The organism is Sphingomonas sp. 4RDLI-65 (assembly GCF_049472435.1).
Taxonomy (GTDB): Bacteria; Pseudomonadota; Alphaproteobacteria; order Sphingomonadales; family Sphingomonadaceae; genus Sphingomonas.
Genome location: NZ_JBCEBT010000004.1, coordinates 261,221 through 283,906, shown reverse-complemented (window position 1 = coordinate 283,906; position 22,686 = coordinate 261,221). Strand labels below are relative to the sequence as shown.

Here is a 22,686-nt window from a genome sequence, read left to right as displayed (position 1 = left end):
CTGGGCCCCGGCCTCCGCCGGGGAGCTGCTTACCCGCCTGGAACCGATCCTAACTTTTCCGTCATGAACCGATTCCGCATTGCAGCATAAATAAACGCCATTACTTAGCACGCTAATGACCTCTCCGCGCCGCGCCCTCGAATCATCCTATGCCCGCACCCTGCTGCCGCTCGCGAGAATGTGGCGGCGGGCGGCTGACCGTGCGCTCAGCGACATGAGCGTGTCCGCATCGACCGGCTGGGCGCTGGTCCAGGTCGGGCGGCTTGGCGACGACGTCCGCCAGACCGATCTCGCCAGCCAGCTCGACGTGACGCAGGCCTCGCTGGTCCGCTCGATCGACCAGATGACCGCGGCCGGCCTCGTCGAGCGTCACCGCGACGCGCAGGACGCGCGTGTCAGCCGCATCCGCCTGACCGATCATGGCCGCGCGCTCGTGACCACGATCGAGGCGAAATTCGCCAGCCTGCGCGCGGCGATGCTCGACGACGTGTCCGACGACGACCTTGCCACCGCGCTGCGAGTCGCCGAACGGCTCGGCGCGCGGTTCGCGGCGGATCACGCGCGATGATCCTCGCCCGGTTCGGCGCGAAGGAAGCGCTCTTCTCCGTCAAATGCCTGATCGCGGCGCTGCTGGCCTATTATATCGCGCTGCGGATCGGCCTCACCCGCCCCTATTGGGCGGTGACGACGTCGTACATCGTCGCGCAGCCGCTGGCCGGCGCGGTGCTGTCGAAGGCGGTGTTCCGGGTCGCGGGCACAGTGCTCGGCGCGATCGCCGCGGTGGTGCTGGTGCCCAACCTCGTCAACGCGCCCGAACTCCTGTCGCTCGGCCTCGCGCTGTGGCTCGGCGTCTGCCTCTATATCTCGCTGCTCGACCGTACGCCGCGTGCGTACGTCTTCCTGCTGGCTGGTTACACGGCCAGCATCATCGGCTTCCCGTCGGTGGCGGCACCGGGCGCGATTTTCACGACCGCGGCGTTGCGCGTGCAGGAGATCACGATCGGCATCCTGTGTGGCAGCCTGATCCACGGCTTCGTCTTCCCGCAGACGGTGACCGGCGCGTTGCTCGGACGGATCGACGCGATCCTGGCCGATGCCGAACGCTGGTCGCGCGATTCGCTTGCCGGAGCCTCCGATACCAAGCTCGATCGCGACCGCCGCCGGCTCGCGCTCGACATCAACGAGCTGCATCAGCTCTCCATCCATCTCCCGTTCGATACCGCACGCCTGTTGCCGCGCGTGCGGACGCTGCGCGCGCTCCAGGCCGAACTGTCGATGCTGCTGCCGCTGGCGAGCGCGGTCGACGACCGGATCGTCGAGCTGACGCGCGGTGCCGACGCCCCCCGCCCGGAGGCGCTCGCGCTCATCGAGGACGTTCGCGAATGGCTCCGCGCGCCGCCCACGGTCGAGCAACGCGGAGCGACCGCCGACGCGCTGATCGCCCGCGCACACGCGCTCGAGCCGCCGGTCGGCGCGACACTCATCTGGCGCGACGCGCTGCGGTTGAGCCTGCTCGCACGGCTCGCCGAACTGGTCGACGCGCACCGCAACGCGCGCGACCTGCGCGACCAGATGCGCTCGCCCTCGCGCACGCCGGTGACGCCTGCGGTCGCACGCCTGCTCGCACGCACCGCCAAGCGGCCGCTCCACCGCGATCGCGGTATCGCGCTGCGGGCGGCGGCGGGCACCGTCACGACGATCCTGCTCGGCTGCGCGTTCTGGATCGGCACCGGCTGGAGCGACGGCGCAGGCGCGGTACTGATCGCGGGCGTGTGCTGCGCGTTGTTCGGCAACAGCGACAACCCCGCCCCGGCGATCATGGCGTTCTTCTACGGGACCATCCTCGGGTTGGTCGTGTCCGCAGTCTACGCCTTCGCGATCCTGCCGCGCGTGACCGATTTCGTGACGCTGGCTGCGGTGCTCGCGCCGCCGATGCTGATCGGCGGCATGTTCCTCGCACGGCCATCGACCTTGCTGGTGACGCTGGGCGCGCTGCTCGGCGGGCTGAACACGGTCGGGCTGAACGACCGTTTCGGCGGCGGGTTCGACACGTTCCTCAATGGCGGCATCTCGCAGCTGGTCGGCACATTGTTCGCGGTCGTCACGGTCGGCCTGTTCCAGACGATCGGCGCGGATACCAGCACGCGACGACTGATCCGAGCAGGCTGGCGCGAACTGGCGCAGCGCAGCACCTCGACGAGCCGTCCCGATGCCGCCGGCTGGATCGCGACGATGCTCGACCGGATCGGCCTGCTCGCGCCGCGTCTTGCCTTGCAGGGCGAGGATCCGGGCAAGCCGCTGCTCGACGCGTTGACCGACCTGCGGGTCGGCGTCGCGGTCGGCGAACTGCGCCAGTTGCGGCTCGACGGCACGCCGGACGAGGCGGCCATGATCACCCCCGTGCTCCACGGGATCGGCCAGCACTACCGCGCGCTTCGCCCAGACGAGCCTGCCCCGCCTGAGCCCGAACTACTTGCCGGGATCGACACCGCGATGAGCGGGTTCGCCACATCCACGCCCGATCGCCACCGTACGAGCGTGCTCGCGCTGACCTCGCTACGTCGCAACCTGTTCCCGCAAGCGCCCCCTTTTCTGGCCCCAGCTTACGGAGTGACCGCATGACCGGCGAAATCTCGATCGGCGGCGTCTACCTGCCGAGCATCCTGCTGCTCGCGGTCGCTGCCGTGCTCCTCACCGGCATCGCCACGCGGCTGCTTGCGTTCGCCGGCGCCTATCGCGCGGTGACGTATCGACCGCTCGTCGATCTCGCGCTGTTCTTCCTCATCCTCGGGCTGCTCGCCCTGCTGACCGGACCTTCCGCATGAATACCCGCCTGAAATCCTTGTTCGCGCCCCTCGGCCGTTCCGCCGTCACGATTCTCATCGTCGCGCTCGCGGTGCTGGTCGCGCTGTGGCTGTGGAAGCGGTACGAGACCGATCCGTGGACGCGCGACGGGCATATCCGCGCCGACATCGTCCGCGTGACGCCCGACGTCGCGGGCCTCGTCACGCAGGTCGCGGTGCACGACAACCAGGCGGTGAAGCCCGGCGACATCCTGTTCGTGGTCGATCGCCCACGCTTCGAACTGACACTGGCACAGTCGGATGCGTCGATCGCAAGCGCCCGTGCGACGCTGTTGCAGGCGCGCCGCGAGGCACAGCGCGACCTCGCGCTCGGCGATCTGGTCGCGAAAGAAACGCACGAGCAGAACGTCGCGCGCGTCGCCACCGCGTCCGCGGCACTGGCCCAGGCACAGAGCGCCCGCTCGACCGCAGCACTCAACCTCGCCCGCACGACGGTGCGCGCGACGGTGCACGGGATCGTCACCAACCTCGATCTCCACCCCGGCGATTACATCGCGACCGGCGCGCAGGCGATGGCGCTGGTCGACACCGACTCGCTCCGCGTCGAGGGCTATTTCGAGGAGACCAAGCTCGGCAGCATCCACCTCGGCGATCCGGTGATCGTCCACCTGATGGGCGAGCCGCAGGCACTGCATGGCCGCGTCGACAGCATCGCCGCGGGGATCAACGACAGCGAGCGGACGAACACGACGAACCTGCTGCCCAATGTGAACCCGACCTTCAACTGGGTGCGGCTGGCGCAGCGCATCCCGGTGCGCGTGAAGCTGACGCAAGTGCCGAAGGGGACGCAACTGATCGTCGGCCGCACCGCGACGGTGACGGTCCAACCGCGCGTAGCTCCGGGGGCCACGACGTGACGCGCGAACCCGGCATCCGCGATTGCGCCCTGACCTCGACCGGGTTTGTCACCCGCCCCCCCCAGGCCGATGCACCTCCCCGACGGAGGCCGGGGCCCAGGTGGCAGGGTCGTCGTGACGAAGCGGAGCTGTTCGTTGGCAACGATGCCCAACTGGACCCCGGCCTCCGCCGGGGAGGAAGACGTGGGGATGCAGCCCACAGCCTAAGCCGGCATGCCGTGGTTGCTTGCGGCGTATCGTCGAAAGCGCCCCGGATACTGAGTGGCGCCCTCGCGCTGGCCCTCGCCGCCTGCACCACCGCCGGCCCGAATTACGCCCTCCCCGACCGCGCCGCCGTCAACAATCCGTCTGCCCAAGGCAAGTTCGACAGCGGCAACGAAAAGGCGTTCGTCGACACCCCGCTTCCCGACCATTGGTGGCAGCTCTACGGCGACCCGCGCCTCGACGGCTTCGTCACCGAGGCGCTCGCCGCCAACACCGACCTACGCGCGGCCGACGCCAACCTCCGCCGCGCCGATGCGGTCGTCGCCGAAGTCGCCGCGGGCCGTACGCTGTCGACAATGCTCGGCGGCGGCACCTCGCTCGACCGACCCTACACGACCGGCGGCAACCTCCCCGGCACGCTCGACTACAATCTCGGCATCACACTAGCCTATCCGCTCGACCTCTCCGGCCGCATCCGCCGCGGGATCGAGGCGGCCCAAGGCGATGCCGAGGCGGTCGCCGCCGCACGCGACAACGTCCGCGTGACGGTCGCTGCGGAAACCGCGCGCAGCTATGCCGCCGCGTGCACTGCCAATTCGGTTCTCGCCGCCAACAACCGGATCCTCGCGCTACAACGCCAGACGCTGAACGTAACGCAACGCCTGCAACGCGGCGGCCGCGGCACCGCGTTCGACGTGACGCGCGCCCGTACCGCAGTCGACCAGAGCGAGGCGCTGATCCCCGCACAGGTCGCGACGCGCACCGCGGCGCTCTACCGCCTCGCCACGCTGATGGGCCGCGCCCCCGCGGACTATCCGCGCGACGTCGCCACCTGCGCAAAGCCGCCCGCGCTCAACCGTCCGCTCCCGATCGGCGACGGCGCAGCGCTGATCCGCCGACGTCCCGATATCCGCGGCGCCGAACGCACGCTCGCCGCCGCGACCGCGCGGATCGGCGTCGCGACCGCGAACCTCTATCCGCAGGTCAGCCTCGGCGGTTCGGCCGGGTTCACCGGGCCGGTGTCGTCGCTAGGCTCGACCAATGCGTTCCATCTCGGGCTCGGGCCATTGATCAGCTGGAGCTTCCCCAACCGCCCGGTCATCCGAGCGCAGATCGCCCAGGCCGGCGCGACGGCCGACCAGGCGCTCGCCCAGTTCGACTCGACCACGCTCGAGGCCCTGCGCCAGACCGAGACCGCACTCTCCGCCTATGCCCGCGAAGGCGACCGCAACGCAGCCCTACGCCGTGCCCAATCCAGCGCCGCGCGCGCCGCGGATCAGGCCGGGACGCTCTACCGGTTCGGCCGCACCGACTTCCTGTCACTACTGACCGCGCAGGCCGCGCTGACCACCGCACAGGCAAACCTCGCCGCGTCCGACGCGCTGCTGGTCGATCGCCAGGTCGACGTGTTCAAGGCGCTCGGCGGAGGGTGGCAGACGTGAGGCTCCGCAGACGCGGGCTCGCCTCGATCAACAGCGAGATCCGCGACGGCATCATGCCCGCCGCCGACACCATCGCGCGCGTCGCCAAGGACCCGGACGCGCTGCCGCACACGCCCAGCAACTACCGCGTGACCGCGCTGATCATCGCCTGCGCGCTGTTCATGGAGCAGATGGACTCGACCGTGCTGGCCACCGCGCTGCCGACGATGGCACGCGATTTCGGCGTCCCCGCGACCAGCATGAGTTCGGCGCTGACGTCCTACCTGCTGGCGCTCGCGATCTTCATTCCAGCGAGCGGACGCCTCGCGGACCGGTTCGGCTCGCGGACGATCTTCCGCGCAGCGATCCTCATTTTCGTCGGCGGATCGATGCTGTGCGGCCAGGCGACCAGCCTGCCATTCATGATGTTCGCCCGCTTTCTGCAAGGGCTGGGCGGCGCGATGATGATCCCGATCGGCCGCCTCGTTCTGCTCCGCAGCGTCGCCAAGGAGGACATGGTCCAGGCGATGTCGTGGCTGATCATGCCCGCGCTGATCGGCCCGATCCTCGGCCCCCCGGTCGGCGGCGCGATCGTCACCTATCTCGACTGGCGCTGGATCTTCTATCTCAACGTGCCGATCGGCCTGCTCGGCGTGATCCTGGTGACACGCTACATCGGCGAGGTGCGCGAAGACAAACCGGCGCGCTTCGACGTGCCCGGCTTCATCCTGTCGGGCGTGTCGCTAGGCTGCCTGTTGTTCGGGTTCGAGATGACCAGCCGCACCGGCGAACTCGCGCGCGCAATCGTCCTGATCATGGTCGGTCTGATCGCCGGCGTCGCGTACATCCGCCACGCGAAACACCGCAGCGACCCGATCCTCGATCTGTCGCTGATGCGCATCCCCACCTTCCGCCTGTCGGTGATCGGCGGATCGCTGACCCGAATCACCCAGGGCGCGCAGCCGTTCCTTCTGCCGATGATGCTCCAATTGGGCTTTGGCATGACCGCGGCGGCGAGCGGCGCGATCACGATCGCCGGGGCGATCGGCTCGCTAATGATGAAGAGCCTCGCACCGCGCGTGCTCCGGCGCTTCGGGTTCCGCAACAGCCTGATCGTAGGCGGGCTATGCGCGAGTTCGGGCTACGCGGTCGCCGGCCTATTCCGCCCAGACTGGCCGATCCCCGTCATTTTCGGCGTGCTGATGATCTCGGGCTTCTTCATGTCGTTCCAGTTCTCGGCGTACAACACGATCGCCTATGACGAGATCCCGTCGTCACGGATGAGCAGCGCGACCAGCTTCTACGCGACGTTCCAGCAGCTGATGCTGTCGCTCGGCATCTGCGTCGGTGCGGCGTCGCTGCATGTCGGTATGCTCGGCACCGGCAGCACGCGGCCGGCGCTGGCGGACTTCACGCTGGCGTTCCTGGTGGTGACCGCGGTGTCTGCCTCGGCGACGATCTGGAACCGAAAATTCAAGGCAAATGCAGGCGCGGAGCTAAGCGGCCACCGAGCCGCATAATTTCCTCCCCTGCAAGGGGAGGTGGCAGTCCGCAGGGCTGACGGAGGGGTGACGTCCTATCGAAAGCGTGTCACCCCTCCGTCTGGCAATTGCCAGCCACCTCCCCTTGCAGGGGAGGAAATATCAGCCGCTATGCGCCGGCAGCGAAGGTCGCGACAACACCGACACATGCTCGCCGGGCTCGACGAACATCCCGTGCCCGGTCGCCCACTTCCCCGCCTTCTCGCTCGCCGTCAGCATCGTCAGGAACGGGCTGAGCAACAGCCCCAGCGTCACCGGCGCGAGCCACGCTGCAGTGACCGGCGCGAACGGCGTCACAAGCAGCAGCGCCACCCCCACCCCGACATGCCAGCGATAGCGCGGCATCACGTCCGCCAGCGACAACTCATGCGCGTCGCGGTTCTGCGGTGCCCAGCCGGACTTCCGCCCCATCAATATCCCGGCGAGATCGATCGTCTGCGTCAGCGCGATCACCGGCGCGGACAGCATCGAGAACGGCACGTCGATCAGCACCGATCGCACGATCCCCCGCCGCCCGCCAAACCCCGCACGCCGCTCCGCATTCGAGAACGCCCAGATCACGCTCAGCAGCTTCGGCCCGAACAGCAGCAGCAGCGTGACCATCAGCACCTGCAGCGAGGTCTGCGCCTCGACGATATTGCGCTCGCCGAGCAGCGCCTGCACCACGCTGGTCGCGATCATCAGCAGCCACACCGGCGAGGTGATGAACGCCGACGCGCCCATCAACAATTGCAGCCGGCTGACCCAGTGGAACCCCGACGAGGTCAGCAGGCTCAGATGCTGGATATTGCCCTGCGCCCAGCGCCGGTCGCGCACAGCCGCGTCGATCAAGGTCGGCGGATATTCCTCGAACGTCTCCTCGGTCATCAGCATGTGCACGCGCCAGCCGCGCCGTCGCAACAGCGCCGCCTCGACCATGTCGTGGCTCATGATGACGCCGCCGAACGGCGCGCGACCGGGGAGATCGGGGAGCCCGCAACTGCTCGCGAACGCCTCGATCCGGATCATCGCGTTGTGCCCCCAGAAGGTCGCCTCCGAACCCGACCACCAGACGAGTCCCGCGGTCGAGATCGGGCCGTAGAGACGGCTAGCGAACTGCATCCAGCGCTGGAAAAACGTCACGCCGTTGATCACCGCGGGCACGGTCTGGAGCAGCGCCACCGCAGGCCGGCGTTCGAGCACCTGCGCCATGCCGATGATCGTGTTGCCGCCCATCAAACTGTCCGCGTCGAGCATAAGCATGTAGCGATAGCCGCCGCCGAAACGCCGGATCCACTCCGCCACGTTGCCGGGCTTGCGCCCCACATTCTCGGTGCGGCGACGATAATAGAGTGCACAGTCGAGCGTCGGTGCGAGCCTCTGCCACGCCGCGACCTCGGCCGCCTCAGCCGCTTCGCCCGAGTCGCTCAGGATGAAGATATCGAACCGGTCGGCGACACCGCCCGCCGCGATCGCGCGCGCCATCCACGCGATCCGTTCGAACACGGCGTCGATGTCTTCGTTATGAACCGGCATCAGGATCGCAGTGCGGCCCTTGAGCGGTTCGGACTGGCGCGGTGTCGGCACGAAGCCCGGATGGCCGCCGGTCATCAGCAGCACGAAGCCGATCGCCGCGTTCATGAACCCGAACGCGATCCACGCGAACAACGGGAAGAACAGCGCCAGCAACACCGCGTCCCACAGGCTCAGCCCATCGGCGAGCAGCGATTCCTGCACCGCCGACGACGCCGCGGTCGCCAGCAGCCCGGTCATCAGGATCAGGATGATCCGGCGCGCGAGCATATCGTCGTTCGAAACGACTCTCCCCGGGCCGGGCTCGGGCGCAGACCAACGCGGCGGCGGCCCGTCGAAACGCTGCGGGAGCATCTCGATCGGTGTTTCGCCCGGCATCATGGCAAGCGCGGGCATCAAAAGATCGGCGTCAGGACGGTTTCGCTGAGCGCGCGACCGCCGCGCGTGAGAAACAGCCGAACGTCGGCGGCCCCCTGTGTATCGGGGGCGATGTCGGCGGTGACGCGCCAGCGGTTCTTCTGGCCGACGACCGGGTAAGCCGCGTTGGCGAGCACCTTGCCACGGACGACGTCGATCCTGGCGGTCACGCCGCTCTGCCGGTCGAGTCCGGCGAGACCGTCGCCGATGAAATCGACCACCAGCTTCCGCGCGCCCTTGACCGGCTCGGCGCCGGGTCGGCCGGCGACGCCTTGCCAGCAATCGACAACGTGCGCCGCGCTGGCGACTGCGGTCGGATCGGTCGATTTCCAGCTGAGCGAGTAATCGAACTGCAACCGCTGCCCGGCCTTCGCAGGCGCGGCTGGCGTCCAGAACGAGACGACGTTATCCACCGTCTCGCTGTTGGTCGGGAATGCATACAGCATCACCGCGCCCTTGCCCCAATCGCCCTGCGGCTGAACCCACAGGTTGGGACGGCGATCGTAGAACGCACCATCGTCCTGGTAGTGATCGAAATTGCGGTCGCGCTGGATCAGCCCGAAGCCCTTGGGTGCCTGGTCCGCGAAACTGTCGAGCGTATCGTGCGGCGGATTGTTGAGCGGGCGCCAGATGCGTTCGCCCGCGCCGGTGAGCAGCGCGAGACCGTCCGAATCATGGATCTCGGGACGCCAGTCGACCGCGGCGGCGCGGTTGCCCTCGCCGTACCAGAACATGCTGGTCGCGGGCGCGACGCCGAGCCGCTCGATGTCGCGGCGGATGTTCAGGACGGACGAGACCTGCTGCTCGACGCCCGCGCCCGCGACATGCCGCGACTGGAACCGGTACGCGCCGGTGACGCTCGCGCCGTCCATCAGCGCATAGATCGTGTACGCGTCCGTGCCGGTCCGCTCGATCCAAAATTCGGTGAAGTCGGGAAATTCCTCGCGGCCGGGCAACCCGGTATTGATCGCGAGCCCGCGCGCGGACAGGCCATATTGGTCCTGCGATCCGGCGGTGCGGAAATAGGAGGCGCCCTGGAACGCCATCCAGTCGCTGGTCCCGCCCGGCGCCATCGCGCGGAACCCGGCGATACCGAGCGCGGCGGCGTGACCTTCTTCGGCCTCGAACAGGTCACGCGAAAACTCGATGCGGCGCGCCTGCCCGCCCTCGACGACGTTGATCGCGACCGGCATCGGCGCATAGCGACCGAGCGGGAACAGCCGGATGCCGCCAGCGAGCGTCTTGTCGGCGCGGAAGCGGATGCTGCCGACCTTGTCGTAATCGATCGCGGCCGCGGCGGCGACTTTAGCGGGGGGCTGGTACGGCTTGGTGGCCAGCGTCGCGGCGCGTTGCTGAAGCGCCTCCCACGAAAACGGCTCGGCCTTGCCGGGCGCTGCGCGCATCGCTGCGGCGGCCTGCGGGAGGACACCCAACAGACCCAGCGCGGTCATTACTTCGCGTCGACCGATCATGCAGAGCGCTCCTTCGTCATCATGCTGCAACGCGGTAGCATAGTGACATGGTCGGCGCGCGTCGACAGGTCCCGCCCCCGGCGCGGCCTATCGCGCGCCCTATCGCGCGACGCGTCTCCAGCGGACGCTGACCTGGACGCGGTCGTGGATGTGGTGGCCAACGATCACCAACATCATGCCGGCACTCGCGCAAAGGAAGCCGATCATGGCGAGCAGGAGTGCGAGCGCGCCGGTTGGGGGGTGGAGACGGGCAAACGTGTGGATCGCGGTGGCCGCGATCGCGAGCGACAGGATACCGCTCGCGCGGAGGCTGAGGTCGGTGCGGAGGCGGCGGGCGTCGGTCATGCGACGCTTGAGCTATCGCCAGCCGCATAAGCGTTCGAGATTGATTTTAAGGGGGAGCCATAGTGTTCACATAGTGCGCAACCCCGTCATCCCGGCGAAAGCCGGGACCTCGCGCGGCAGGGGCGACCTTTCATGGGGAGACCCCAGCTTTCGCTGGGGTGACGGTTTAGCGCCGCAATTGATAGCGGACCGCGTCCTTGTTCTCCCGCGAAGGCGGGAGCCCAGACTGGATCCCCGCCTTCGCGGGGAAACAAGTTTTCTCAGCTCAAGCGTCGACGAGAAGCCGGTACCCGATCCCGAGCTCGTTCGCGATCACCGTGCCGACTCCCCCCGTCCCCTCCAGCTTCTGCCGCAGGTTCCGCACCACGATCCGCAGATATTCAATCCGGCGGTCGTAATCCGTCGGCCACGCAGCCTCAAGGATCCTCTGATGCGTCACGACCCGCCCCGGATGCGCGGCCAGCGCCGACAGCACGTCGAACTCCTTCCGCGTCAGATGCGCCTCCTCGTTCCCGCGGCGGACCAACCGATTCTCGAAATCGATCTCCACCCCGTGCGCACGCAACACCGTCGGCCGCGATGTCGCCTCGCCGCGCCCCCGCAACGCGACCCGCAACCGGGCAAGCAACTCCTCGGTATCGAACGGCTTGGTCACATAATCCTCGGCCCCGAGATCGAGCGCCGCCACCTTCTGATCAGTCGCCTCGCGCGCGGAAACGACGAGGATAATCGGATCACCGAGCTTCTTCAGCAACGGCACCAGTTCCAGCCCGTCGCGGTCCGGCAACCCCAGATCGAGCAGCACAGCGGTCAACGGCCGGCTTGCCGCAACCCGCAACGCCTCGCGCGCGTCGACCGCCTCCGCGACGCCGTACCCTGCCCGCTCCAGCGTGTTCTTCAACAGCCGCCGGATATGCAGTTCGTCATCGACGATCAGCACCGTCTGCGCGCTCATAGATTCGCTCCATCGGTGTCGCGGACCAGCAGCCCCACGGGGAAGCACAGGCTGAACTGCGCGCCCGTCAGGTCTTCGCGGTTGCTGGCTTCGACGCTCATCCCCATCGCGTCGGCGAACGCTTTCACGATCGCAAGCCCAAGCCCCGTCCCGCCGATCGCGCGGTCGGAGCCTTCGAGGCGGCGGAACGTCTCGAACACCTCCTTCTCGCGACCCGGTGGCAAGCCCGGTCCCTGGTCGATCACCGACAGCCGGAGCATCCCGAACCGGTGCTCCGCACGCACGACGATCGGCGTGCCCGGATCGGCATAGCGGCCGGCGTTGTCGAGCAGGTTGAGCAGGCAATGGTGGAGCAGTTGCGGATCGACGCGGACCAAAGGCAGGTTCGGCGCGACGTCGAGTTCGATCGCATGACCTTCGAGCACGCGCTTCGTGTCGTGCACCGCGCCCGCGACCGCGTCGGTGAGGTCGGTCGGTTCGAGCCGCAACCGGAGCGCCCCCGCCTCGACCCGCGCCATGTCGAGCAGATTGCCGACGAACCGGTTGAGCCGCGCCGCCTCGCTTTCGATCGTCGCGATCAGCTCGGGCGTAACGCCCCGGTGCAGCTCGGCAGCCGCCGCCATCACCGACGTCAGCGGCGTACGCAAATCGTGGCTGACCGACGACAGCAGCGCGGCCCGCAACCGATCGCGCTCGCGCACCGCATCGACATCGCGCATCTCTACCTCGAGCCGCGCGCGTTCGAGCACCAGCGACGCCTGGTCGACCAGGCTCATCAGCAGCGGCAACTGGTCCGATCGCACCGGATCGCCGCCCGCCTCCTGCGCAAGTCCGAGCACCGCCAGCGTCCGCTCACCCGAGCGCAGCGGCTGGAAGAACCACTCCGACGCCGCCAGCGTGCTCGACCCGCGCCCCGCCGACGCGCCGCTATCATAGGCCCATTGCGCAGCCGCCATCTCCATCGTCTCGAGCCGGTAATCCGCGCCGTTCGCCGCCTGCACCGCGAGACCAGGGTCCTCCGCGACGAGAATCACCGCCCGGACGCCGAACAGCCGGCCGATCTCCTCGCAGATCGCCCGCGCCAGCGCGACCGGCTCGTTGAGCGACGTCAGTTGCCGCAGGAACCCCGCGAGCGCGGCGTTGGTCCGCGCGCTGGCGGCTGCGATATCAGCCTGAGCGCGGACCCGCGACGTCAGCTGGCTGGTCACGAACGCGATGCCGAGCAGGACGAGGATCGAGATCACGTTCTCGGGATTGTTGATCGTCAGCGTGCCGGTCGGCGGCAGGAAGAAGAAATTGTACGCGATCGACGAGGCGATGCCGGCGAACAGCCCCGTGCGCAGGCCGAACAGGCTCGCCGCGGCCATCACCGGCAGCAGATAGAGCAGCGCAACGTTGCCGAGGTTGAGAATGTGGAACAGCGCGCTCGCGACGCCGGTGACACTCGCAACCATCGCCGTCGTCCAGGCATAGCCCGCCTTGCTGCCCCAATCGCCGGTGCGCTTTCTCCCGGTCGGCGACGCAGTGCCCGCCTCCATCGGCAGGACGTGGACGGCGATCCCCGGCGTCTCGCGGACCATCTGGTCGACGACCGAACCGTGGCGGAGTTCGAACCAGCGCGAGCGGCTCGACTTGCCGACCACGAGTTGCGTCGCGCGCGCTTCGGCGGTGAAGGTCTTCAGGCCGTCGACTACCGACGTCGCGGGTACGGTAGCGACGTCGCCACCGAGCTGCGTCGCGAGGTTGAAGACCGCGGCGAGCTGGCGGTGCTCGGGCTCGCCGAAGGTCTGCGCGCGCGGCGTCTCGATATACACCGCGGTCCAGGGCGCGTGCATCGCGTCGGCGATCCGCTTGGTCGCGCGGACCAAGCCGAGCGCGCCGGGCAGCTCGCTGATCGCGACGACGATCCGCTCGCCGCCAGCCCAGGTGCCGCCGACGCCGAGTGCGCGGACGTGTTCGAGCATCTGCGCATCCACCGCTTGCGCAGCGCGGCGCAGCGCGAGTTCGCGTAACGCCGAGAGATTCGATTTGGAGAAGAAATGCGAGAGGGCGCGGGTGGCCTCTTGCGGCAGGTAGACTTTGCCCGCCTTCAGCCGCTCGATCAGTTCATCGGGGGGGATGTCGACGACTTCGATCTCGGCAGCCTCGACGATGCTGTCGGGGACGGTCTCGCGCACCCTGACGCGCGTGAACGAGGCGACGACGTCGTTGAGGCTCTCGATGTGCTGGATGTTGATCGTCGAATGGACGTCGATGCCGGCGGCGAGCAGTTCCTCGACGTCCTGGTAGCGTTTCGGGTGGCGACTGCCCGGCGCATTGGTGTGGGCGAGTTCGTCGACCAGGACGAGCGTCGGGGCGCGTTCGAGGATGGCGTCGAGGTCCATCTCGTCGAGCGTGCGGCCTTCGTAAGGGATCGCTTTGCGCGGGACGATCTCGTGGCCCCGCGTGAGCGCTTCGGTCTCGACGCGGCCGTGCGTCTCGACCACGCCGATGACGATATCGACGCCAGCGCGGCGGCGTTCGGCGCCTTCGGAGAGCATCTCATAGGTCTTGCCGACACCGGGGGCGGCGCCAAGGAAGATCTTCAGACGGCCGCGGCCCTCCTGCGACGCCTGTCGCAGAAGGGCCTCGGGAGATGGTCGTCCGTCGTCGTTCAACGTGCGCCCGTCGCGGGTCGTCCGGTTGCATCGAGGGCGCGGTTCAGCGCGAGGACGTTCACGCGCGGCTCGCCGAGGATGCCGAACAGCGGGCCGTCGACGTTCGCCGTCACCAGACCACGGACCGTGTCGGCGGACAGGCCGCGGGTGCGCGCGACGCGATCAACCTGCGCATAGGCCGATGCCGGCGACAGGTCAGGATCGAGGCCCGAGCCCGAGGCGGTAGCGAGATCGGCCGGGAGCGGCCCGGTCACGCCTTCCGCGTGGCGCTTGGCGACGTCGGCCTTGGTGCGATCGACCAGCGCCTGGCTGGTCGGCCCGAGGTTGGAGCCCGACGAGGCAAGGCCGTCATAGCCCTTGCCGGCCGCCGAGGGACGCGTCTGGAAATAACGGTCGGTGGTGAAGGCCTGGCCGACCACGGTCGAGCCGATCGCCTTGCCGTCGGCGACGACGAGGCTGCCATTGGCTTGGCTGGGGAAGATGGCTTGTCCGATCCCGGTCATTGCGAGGGGATAGACGATCCCGAGCAGCAGCGCGAACAGGATCGTCATGACGAACGCGGGGCGGAGGGCGGAGGTAAAATCGGAGGTCATTGTGTCGTCTCCATGTGTCCCCGCGAAGGCGGGGACACAGTCTGGGCACCCGCCTTCGCGGGTGAACAATTCTTGGCGGTGAGAGCGGCGTTCCACCCACTTCCGTCATGCCGGGCTTGTTCCGGCATCCACCGATCCGCGTAACCAAGGGCCGATGAACGTGCGGAGCGGTGGACCCCGGAACAGGTCCGGGGTGACGGAGTGGGTTGGGTCATCATGCCAGCCCCAAGGCACCGACCAGAAGGTCGATGAGCTTGATCCCCACGAACGGCGCGACCAGCCCCCCCAGCCCGTACACGGCCAGGTTCCGCGCGAGCAGCGGCCCCGCCGCCATCGGCTTGTACGCCACGCCCTTGAGCGCGAGCGGCACCAGCATCGGGATGATGATCGCGTTGAAGATGATCGCCGACAGGATCGCGCTTTCGGGCGAGCCCAGCCGCATCACGTTGAGCACGCTGAGCCCCGGATAGAGCGCGACGAACATAGCCGGGATGATCGCGAAATACTTGGCCACGTCGTTCGCCACCGAGAAGGTCGTCAGCGCACCGCGGGTCATCAGCAGCTGCTTGCCCAGGCCGACGATCTCGATCAGCTTGGTCGGATCGCTGTCGAGGTCGACCATGTTACCCGCCTCGCGCGCCGCCTGCGTGCCGGTGTTCATCGCTACGCCGACATCGGCCTGTGCAAGCGCCGGCGCGTCGTTGGTGCCGTCGCCGCACATCGCGACCAGTCGCCCGCCCTGCTGTTCCTTGCGGATCAGGTCGAGCTTGTCCTCCGGCGTCGCCTGCGCGAGGAAATCGTCGACGCCCGCTTCGGCGGCGATCGCAGCGGCAGTGAGCGGATTGTCGCCGGTGATCATCACCGTGCGGATGCCCATCGCGCGGAGTTCGCCGAAACGCTCCCGGATGCCGGCTTTCACGACGTCCTTGAGGAAGATCGCGCCGAGCAACCGCCCGTCCATCGCCACCGCCAGCGGCGTACCGCCAGCGCGCGCGATCTCGTCGGTGATGCGGCGCAGCTCGGTGGCGGCGGCGGTCGCCCCTGCCCCCGGATTGGCCTTCAGGATCGAGTCGACCGCGCCCTTCTGGATCAGCGAGCCATTCACCTTCACGCCCGAGATACGCGTCTGCGCGGTGAACGGGATGACTTCCGCATCGCCCGGCAACGCATTGGTCGTCACACCGAACTTGTCGCGCGCCAGCACCACGATCGAGCGCCCCTCGGGCGTCTCATCGGCAAGGCTCGCGAGCAACGCCGCCTCCGCCAGCTCCTCGTCGCGCGTACCGCCGACCGAACGAAATTCGCTCGCCTGACGATCGCCGATCGTGATCGTGCCGGTCTTGTCGAGCAGCAGCACGTCGATATCGCCCGCCGCCTCCACCGCACGCCCCGACTTGGCGAGCACGTTGAAGCGCACCAGACGGTCCATCCCCGCAATCCCGATCGCCGACAGCAGCGCCGCGATCGTCGTCGGGATCAGCGTGATCAACAGTGCGGCCAGGATCGCGACCGGCACGCGGCCGCCCGCATAGCTCGCGAACCCGGGGATCGTCCCGACCGCGATCAGGAAGATGATCGTCAGCCCGACGAGCAGTAGCGTCAGCGCGATCTCGTTCGGGGTCTTCTGCCGCTCGGCGCCCTCGACCAGCGCGATCATGCGGTCGAGAAAGCCCTCCCCGGGATTGGCGGTGACCTTGACGCGGATCTCGTCGGAGATGACGCGCGTGCCCGCGGTCACCGCCGAGCGATCGCCGCCCGCCTCGCGGATTACCGGCGCGCTCTCGCCAGTAATTGCGGCTTCGTTGACCGAAGCGACACCCCAGACGACTTCGCCATCCGCCGGGATCAGGTCGCCCATCGTGACAAGCACGATGTCGCCCGCGCGGAGCATGCTGGCGGGGACGGACTCGACCTGATCGCCCTTCATGCGGCGCGCGGTGAGTTCGGCCTTGGTCGCGCGCAACGACGCTGCCTGCGCCTTGCCGCGGCCTTCGGCGAGTGCTTCGGCGAAGGTGCCGAACAGCACCGTCAGCCACAGCCAGATGACCAGCTGTATCTTGAAGCCGACCGACAGCCCGTCGCCGCCGACGTTGACGAGGATCGTCAGCAGCGTGGCAACGACCGCGGTGACGAACATCACCGGGTTGCGGATCAGCTGCCTTGGGTCGAGTTTCCGGAAAGCGTCGCCGATCGCCGGGATGATCAAGTCGGCCGTAAACAGCGACTTGGTAGGGGTGCGTGCCATTTTGGCTTGTCCCGTCAGAAGGTTTTGCCGCTGATCATCGCGAGATGATCGGCGATGGGACCGAGCGCGAGGCTCGGCAGGAAGGTCAGGCCACCGACGATCAGAATGATCCCGATCAGCAGGCCGACCCACAGCGCGCCCGTCGTCGGGAACGAGCCTGCGCTTTCCGGCGTGTGCTTCTTGGCGGCGAGAGAGCCGGCGATGGCGAGCATCGGCACGATGATGAAGAAGCGCCCGAGCCACATCGCGACCCCCAGCAACCCGTCATAATAGGGCGTCGCGGCGGTGAGGCCCGCGAACGCCGAGCCGTTGTTCCCGACGCCGCTGGTGAAGGCGTAGAGGATCTCGGTGAACCCATGCGGCCCCTTGTTGAGCGGCCCCGCAAGCCCGTCCGGCAGCACGGCGCTGAGCGCGGTGAAGCCGAGGATGACGAGCGGCAGGATGGCGATCGCCAGCACTGCCAACTTCACTTCGCGGCTCTCGATCTTCTTCCCGACATATTCGGGCGTGCGGCCGACCATCAGGCCGGCCACGAACACGGCGAGGATGGCGAACAGCAGGAAGCCGTAGATGCCTGCGCCGACGCCGCCGATGACGACTTCGCCGAGCTGGATATTGAGCAGCGGGATCATGCCGCCGAGCGCGGTGAAGCTGTCGTGCATCGCGTTGACCGCGCCACACGATGCCGCCGTCGTGACGACCGAGAACAGCGCGGACGCGGCGATCCCGAAGCGGACCTCCTTGCCCTCCATGTTGCTCCCTGCGACGCCGATCTGGTGCATGATCGGGTTGCCCGCGGCCTCCTGCCAATAGGTGACGGTCACGCCGGCGAGGAACAGGATGACCATCGCCGAGAGGATCGCCCAGCCTTGCCGGGTGTTGCCGACCGCCTTGCCGAACGTCCAGGTGAGCCCGAAGCCGATCACGAAGATCGAGAGCATCTGGATCAGGTTGGTCAGCGCGGTTGGATTCTCGAACGGATGCGCCGAGTTCGCGTTGAAGAAGCCGCCACCATTGGTGCCGAGCATCTTGATCGCCTCCTGGCTCGCCACCGGGCCGAGCGCGAGCGTCTGCTTGAGCCCCTCCAGCGTGGTGACGTCGACCGTGGCGGCGAGCGTCTGCGGCACGCCGCTGGCGATCAGGAACAGCGCGTAGACGATCGAGATCGGCAGCAGCAGGTACAATGTGACGCGGGTCGCATCCGCCCAGAAATTGCCGATCGTCGTGGCGGAGCGCCGCGCGAACCCGCGGAACAACGCGAACGCCAACGCGATGCCGGTCGCCGCCGACAGGAAGTTGTGGATCGTCAGGCCGAACATCTGGCTGAAGTTCGACATGGTGGATTCGCCACCATAGCTCTGCCAGTTGGTGTTGGTCGTGAAGCTGACCGCGGTGTTGAACGCAAGATGCGGCGCGAGGCCTGCGAGCCCCTGTGGGTTACCCGGCAGCACGCCCTGGAGGCGCAGCACCGCATAGGTCAACGCCATCAACGTCGCGTTGAACATCAGCATGTGCAGCGCATAGCGACGCCAGCCCTGCTCTGCCTTCGGATCGATCCCGGCGAGCTTGTAGAAGCCGGTTTCGACCGGGCCGAGGACGGCGTGGATCGGCGTGCGGCGGCCTTCGTATAGCGCGAACAGCCACATGCCGACGGGTTTGGCCAACGCCAGCAATATGCCGACGAAACCGAGGATCAGGATCCATCCCTGGAATGTCATGGGAAAGCGCTCCTAAAAGCGTTCGGGACGGATCAGCACCGCCACGAGGTAAAACAGCAGCCCGAGCGCGACGATCGCGGCGAGCCAGAGGTCGAGGGTCATGATGATGTCCTCACGCGTTGTCGCACAGGCGGACATAGGCGAGCGTCGCCGCCACCAGTCCGATCATGATCGCTATCCAGAGAAGGTCCTGCATCGGTCGATCCTTCAGAAGGCGGCGGTTAGGGAGGCGACAATCGTGCCGTCGGCGATCGATCCGGTGCCGTCCTGTCCGCGGGAGAAGCTCGGCTGGAGATACGCTGCACTGCGACGCGTGATGTCGGTGTCGATGTAGCTCACATTCAGCGTCAGATTTTTATAAATAGTGTCCGCACCCAGCGACCAATCCCAGTAGCTGCCGGTCGGCGCCGCGCTGGTCGCGTTGGGGCCGAGGCCGTCATTGCCCCAGCTGTGGCCGATATGCGCCTTGGCAGTGAACGGCGTGCCCGCGATCGCGTAGGCGCCGTCGCCGGTCAGGTAGAGATTGTCTTCCTTGTCGCCCGCGTCGGTATAGACGCCCGCCGCGCCATCGGCGCCGGTGCGATACCATTTGCCGAGCGCCTGCTGCTTGGGCGCATAGAACGCGCTGGCGGTCAGCGTTGCAGGGCCGGTCGTGCCGCTGAGCTTCACATAGGGCTCGGCATAGTCGGTCTTCGAGGCGCCGCCCGGATACATGTACCAGGTCAGGCCGACGTCGAGCGTCGCGCTGGGGCTGAGCTTGTGCTTGTAGCCGCCGATCAGGTCGAGCTCCATGTTCGAGCCGCCGAACGTGCCCCAGCCCGACAGGTTCGAACCCCAGGCGCCGACATACACGCCGCTCTCGTGCGCGATCGTCAGCCCGCCCTGGATCGCGCCGTCCTTGTCTGACTGCGACACGCCGCGCAGGCGGTAATCGGTCGCGAGCGTGACCGAACCGCTGACGGTTACGGGAGACGGCGGCGCGGTATCCTGCGCGAACGCGGGCGTGGCGAGACCGGCGAGAAGTCCGGCGGCGGCGGTGAAACGAAGAATGTGCATTGCGGTCCCCATGCGCGCGCCGCCGGAAGGATGGCGGTTCGCGAGGACTGGCAATTAGGCTCCGGCGACGTAGCAATTCGAGATCGATTGCCGGGCTTGCGCGTATGTTTCGCGTAGTATTGTCTGAATTATGGTGCGGTGCGGCGAAGAATCAGCCACCCGGCGACGCCCGACAGGATCGAGCCCGCGAACACGCCGATCTTGACCGAATCCAGCGCGTGCGGCGCATCCGCAAAGGCCAACCCGCCGATGAACAGGCTCATCGTGAAGCCGATCCCGCACAGCACCGCCATGCCGTAGACCTGCGCCCAGGTCGCGTTCCGGGGCGCCTCGGCCAGCCGGACCATCACGAGCCCGCGGATCGTCGCGAAGATGCCGATCTGCTTGCCGAGGAACAGCCCGAGCATGATCCCGACCGGCAACGGCGAAATCACGTCCGCCGCCGCCATCCCGCCGAACGCGATGCCCGCATTGGCGAACCCGAACGCCGGCACGATCAGAAAACTCGACCAAGGCTGGAGCGCATGTTCGAGGCGTTTGAGCGGCGGCTGCCCCTCCCCCGTCCGCAGCGGGATCGTCAACGCGACCGCCACGCCGGCGAGCGTCGCATGCACGCCCGACAGCAAGACGCCGTACCAGATGCTGACGCCGATCAGCAGATACGGCACCAGCGACCGCACCCCCGACAGGTTCAGGACGACCAGCACGCCGAGCCCGGCGGCCGCGCTAAGCAACGGCAACAGCGCGATATGGCCGGTGTAGAACACGGCGATGACGAGGATCGCGAGCAGGTCGTCGATCACCGCGATCGCGGTCAGCAGTATCTTCAACGAGGTCGGCACGCGCGACCCGAGCAGGGCCAGGATGCCAAGCGCGAACGCGATGTCGGTCGCCGCCGGGATCGCCCAGCCGCGCAGATTGGCGGGCGTCCCCATGTTGACGAGCAGATAGAGGCACGCCGGCACCACCATGCCCGCGAGCGCCGCCGCACCGGGCAGGATGCGCTCCCCCCAGGTCGAGAGATGCCCCGAGACGAACTCGCTCTTAACCTCCAGCCCGATCAGCAGGAAGAAGAGCGCCATCGCACCGTCGTCGACCCAGTGATGGACGCTCATTCCGGCGACTGCGTGGTGCAACGTCGCGAAATAGGCGGGCGCGAGCGGAGAGTTGGCGACGAGCAGCGCCGCGATCGTTGCGGCGAGCAGCACGATGGCGCCCGCCGCATCGCCCGCAAAAAAGCGCCGGACCGCGGTCACAGCCCTTCGCCGCCGACCCATTGCGCGTTGGACAGGCGGCGCGCGAGATCCCAGCTCTGGACGCGGATATCGGGCACCGCGACGACTTCCCACAGCCCGCCGCGGGTCATCGGGCCGATGCAGTGGATGCGGTCGTCGGGCGTGCCGTCGCGCCGAATCGCCCGCGACTGCGCATCGACGTCGACGCCGAGCCTGAGCGGATCGGGCCGGATCGCACCGGCCGCGAGCAGATGCTTCACGAGCGGCTCCTCGGAGCGCAACAGATCGCCCTGCGGCCCTGTGCAGTTCACGATCCGCGCGGCTCGCATGACGACCGGATCGGTTTCCCCACGCGGTCGCCACGTCAGATTTGCGTGCTGACCTTCAGCCTCGGCCGAGACGATCTTGCCCGCTGCGAAGGTCAGTCGCCCGCTCACGACCAGCGCCTCGACACGGTCGGCTACGGCAGGCGCGAGGCGGTGGCGGTGGACATCCCAATAGGGCCGCAGATGCCGCAGAAAACGCCCCCGTAATTCCTGCGAAGCCGCCGACCACAGCATCTGCGTGACCGGCCGCAATTCATCGACTGCGGCCCGCCAGCCGCCCTCTTCGGTTCGCGCGCGAACATGGCGAACGAGATCGGTCAGCCCGCCCTGGGGCTTGTCCGACACGCCGCGGTGCGCGGGTGCGCCATCGACATGCCGCCGCGGCGACAACCCGCGACGCGACATCGCCAGGATGCGTCCCGCAAATCCCTGAGCATCGAGCAACAGCGCCGCATCGATCGCGGTCAGCCCGGTTCCCACCAGCACGACGGTGTCGTCCGCGTTCAGGCCTTCGGCGAGATCGGCGGCCCATGGGTCCGCGCAGTACACGCCCGCCGGCAAGGCCTCCGGCTTCAGCCCGGGCGGGGTGTGCGGTGGCAGATTGCCAAGCGCGAGCACCGCGGTGTCGGCGGCGATTTTCCGCCCGTCCGCCATCGTCAGCGTGACGCCGTCGCCGGTCATCGGCTCGATCGCGCAGACCTCGCCCTCGACATGCACCAGCCGACCGTCCGATTCCGCGATCGCCACGTCGAGCAATTCGCGCAGATACGCGCCATAGGTGGTGCGCGGGACGAAGGTCTTGCGGTCGCCCTTGCCGTGCGACTCCAGCCAGCGGACGAAGTGATCGGGGTCGTCGGGCAGCGCGCTCATGTTGCCCGCACGGACGTTGAGCAGGTGATCGGGATGCGCCGCACTATACGCGACACCCCGCGCAAGCTGCCGGTCTCGCCGCTCGATCAAGGTCACGCGCGGCCCCTCGTGCCGCATCAGGTTGACCGCGAACAGCGCGCCGGAGAACCCGCCGCCGACCACCACGACATGATCCTCGGGCCCCGCAATCCGTGCCATCGTCGTACGCTCGTCCATCTGTTCGCTCACCCGTTCTGCCGCGGGAAGCCATGCCCGATCCAGCACGGCTAGCCCAGCCCCTGCTCTAATCCTCCCCCGCCAGGGGGAGGTGGCTGGCACTTGCCAGACGGAGGGGGAGGAAAGGAAAACAGCCGTGTCCTCCCCCTCCGTCACCCTCGGCGACACCTCCCCCTCGCGGG

At 68.0% G+C, this 22,686-nt stretch carries 18 protein-coding genes; 6 read left to right on the top strand and 12 right to left on the bottom strand.

The window, feature by feature from the left end:
* The first annotated feature begins 115 nt into the window (after nucleotides 1-115).
* The 6 genes from VH567_RS11845 to VH567_RS11820 all read left to right on the top strand — a co-directional run bounded on the left by VH567_RS11845 (nucleotide 116) and on the right by VH567_RS11820 (nucleotide 6,866).
* Nucleotides 116-568 carry a MarR family winged helix-turn-helix transcriptional regulator gene (locus VH567_RS11845; RefSeq protein WP_423326325.1) on the top strand — a complete coding sequence of 151 codons (453 nt, stop codon included), beginning with the start codon at nucleotides 116-118 and terminating at the stop codon, nucleotides 566-568.
* A complete protein-coding gene (locus tag VH567_RS11840) occupies nucleotides 565-2,622 on the top strand; it encodes an FUSC family protein (protein WP_423326323.1) in 2,058 nt (685 codons plus the stop codon). Before VH567_RS11845 ends, VH567_RS11840 begins: the two co-directional genes overlap by 4 nt.
* Complete coding sequence (locus VH567_RS11835; protein ID WP_423326321.1) at nucleotides 2,619-2,825, top strand: DUF1656 domain-containing protein; 207 nt, start codon at nucleotides 2,619-2,621, stop codon at nucleotides 2,823-2,825. Before VH567_RS11840 ends, VH567_RS11835 begins: the two co-directional genes overlap by 4 nt.
* Nucleotides 2,822-3,721 carry a biotin/lipoyl-binding protein gene (locus VH567_RS11830; protein WP_423326319.1) on the top strand — a complete coding sequence of 300 codons (900 nt, stop codon included), beginning with the start codon at nucleotides 2,822-2,824 and terminating at the stop codon, nucleotides 3,719-3,721. Before VH567_RS11835 ends, VH567_RS11830 begins: the two co-directional genes overlap by 4 nt.
* 218 nt (nucleotides 3,722-3,939) lie before the next feature.
* The gene (locus VH567_RS11825; protein ID WP_423326317.1) at nucleotides 3,940-5,367 is read left to right on the top strand and encodes an efflux transporter outer membrane subunit; all 1,428 of its coding nucleotides are present in this window, start codon (nucleotides 3,940-3,942) and stop codon (nucleotides 5,365-5,367) included.
* The gene (locus VH567_RS11820; RefSeq protein WP_423326315.1) at nucleotides 5,364-6,866 is read left to right on the top strand and encodes a DHA2 family efflux MFS transporter permease subunit; all 1,503 of its coding nucleotides are present in this window, start codon (nucleotides 5,364-5,366) and stop codon (nucleotides 6,864-6,866) included. Before VH567_RS11825 ends, VH567_RS11820 begins: the two co-directional genes overlap by 4 nt.
* 123 nt (nucleotides 6,867-6,989) lie before the next feature.
* On the opposite strand, the gene mdoH is transcribed toward VH567_RS11820, so the two are convergent.
* The 12 genes from mdoH to VH567_RS11760 form a co-directional block, all read right to left on the bottom strand.
* Nucleotides 6,990-8,795: a glucans biosynthesis glucosyltransferase MdoH gene (gene mdoH / locus VH567_RS11815; RefSeq protein WP_423326313.1), complete on the bottom strand. Its 1,806-nt coding sequence runs from the start codon at nucleotides 8,793-8,795 to the stop codon at nucleotides 6,990-6,992.
* A complete protein-coding gene (locus VH567_RS11810; RefSeq protein ID WP_423326311.1) occupies nucleotides 8,795-10,288 on the bottom strand; it encodes a glucan biosynthesis protein in 1,494 nt (497 codons plus the stop codon). Before VH567_RS11810 ends, mdoH begins: the two co-directional genes overlap by 1 nt.
* 99 nt (nucleotides 10,289-10,387) lie before the next feature.
* Nucleotides 10,388-10,633: a hypothetical protein gene (locus VH567_RS11805; RefSeq protein ID WP_423326309.1), complete on the bottom strand. Its 246-nt coding sequence runs from the start codon at nucleotides 10,631-10,633 to the stop codon at nucleotides 10,388-10,390.
* A 265-nt stretch (nucleotides 10,634-10,898) separates the two neighbouring features.
* Nucleotides 10,899-11,588, bottom strand: a complete 690-nt coding sequence (locus tag VH567_RS11800; protein WP_423326307.1) for a response regulator transcription factor — start codon at nucleotides 11,586-11,588, stop codon at nucleotides 10,899-10,901.
* Nucleotides 11,585-14,245, bottom strand: coding sequence for a DUF4118 domain-containing protein (locus tag VH567_RS11795; protein WP_423326305.1), 2,661 nt, complete (start codon nucleotides 14,243-14,245; stop codon nucleotides 11,585-11,587). The genes VH567_RS11800 and VH567_RS11795 overlap by 4 nt, the downstream gene beginning before the upstream one ends.
* Nucleotides 14,242-14,838, bottom strand: coding sequence for a potassium-transporting ATPase subunit KdpC (gene kdpC, locus VH567_RS11790; protein WP_423326303.1), 597 nt, complete (start codon nucleotides 14,836-14,838; stop codon nucleotides 14,242-14,244). The genes VH567_RS11795 and kdpC overlap by 4 nt, the downstream gene beginning before the upstream one ends.
* Nucleotides 14,839-15,052: 214 nt before the next feature.
* Nucleotides 15,053-17,083, bottom strand: coding sequence for a potassium-transporting ATPase subunit KdpB (gene kdpB / locus VH567_RS11785; RefSeq protein ID WP_423326301.1), 2,031 nt, complete (start codon nucleotides 17,081-17,083; stop codon nucleotides 15,053-15,055).
* Nucleotides 17,084-17,097: 14 nt separating this feature from the next.
* Nucleotides 17,098-18,801, bottom strand: coding sequence for a potassium-transporting ATPase subunit KdpA (gene kdpA / locus VH567_RS11780; protein ID WP_423326299.1), 1,704 nt, complete (start codon nucleotides 18,799-18,801; stop codon nucleotides 17,098-17,100).
* Between the two features lie 12 nt (nucleotides 18,802-18,813).
* Entirely contained in the window at nucleotides 18,814-18,903 is a 90-nt protein-coding gene (kdpF, locus tag VH567_RS11775) for a K(+)-transporting ATPase subunit F (RefSeq protein WP_055875324.1), read from the bottom strand.
* A 105-nt stretch (nucleotides 18,904-19,008) separates the two neighbouring features.
* Nucleotides 19,009-19,857 (bottom strand): TorF family putative porin, encoded by an 849-nt coding sequence (locus VH567_RS11770; RefSeq protein WP_423326297.1) that lies wholly within the window; start codon nucleotides 19,855-19,857, stop codon nucleotides 19,009-19,011.
* A gap of 128 nt (nucleotides 19,858-19,985) precedes the next feature.
* On the bottom strand, nucleotides 19,986-21,113 hold the full coding sequence (gene nhaA, locus VH567_RS11765; RefSeq protein ID WP_423326295.1) for a Na+/H+ antiporter NhaA: 1,128 nt from the start codon (nucleotides 21,111-21,113) through the stop codon (nucleotides 19,986-19,988).
* Nucleotides 21,110-22,504 (bottom strand): FAD/NAD(P)-binding protein, encoded by a 1,395-nt coding sequence (locus VH567_RS11760; protein WP_423326293.1) that lies wholly within the window; start codon nucleotides 22,502-22,504, stop codon nucleotides 21,110-21,112. Before VH567_RS11760 ends, nhaA begins: the two co-directional genes overlap by 4 nt.
* Between the last annotated feature and the right edge of the window lie 182 nt (nucleotides 22,505-22,686).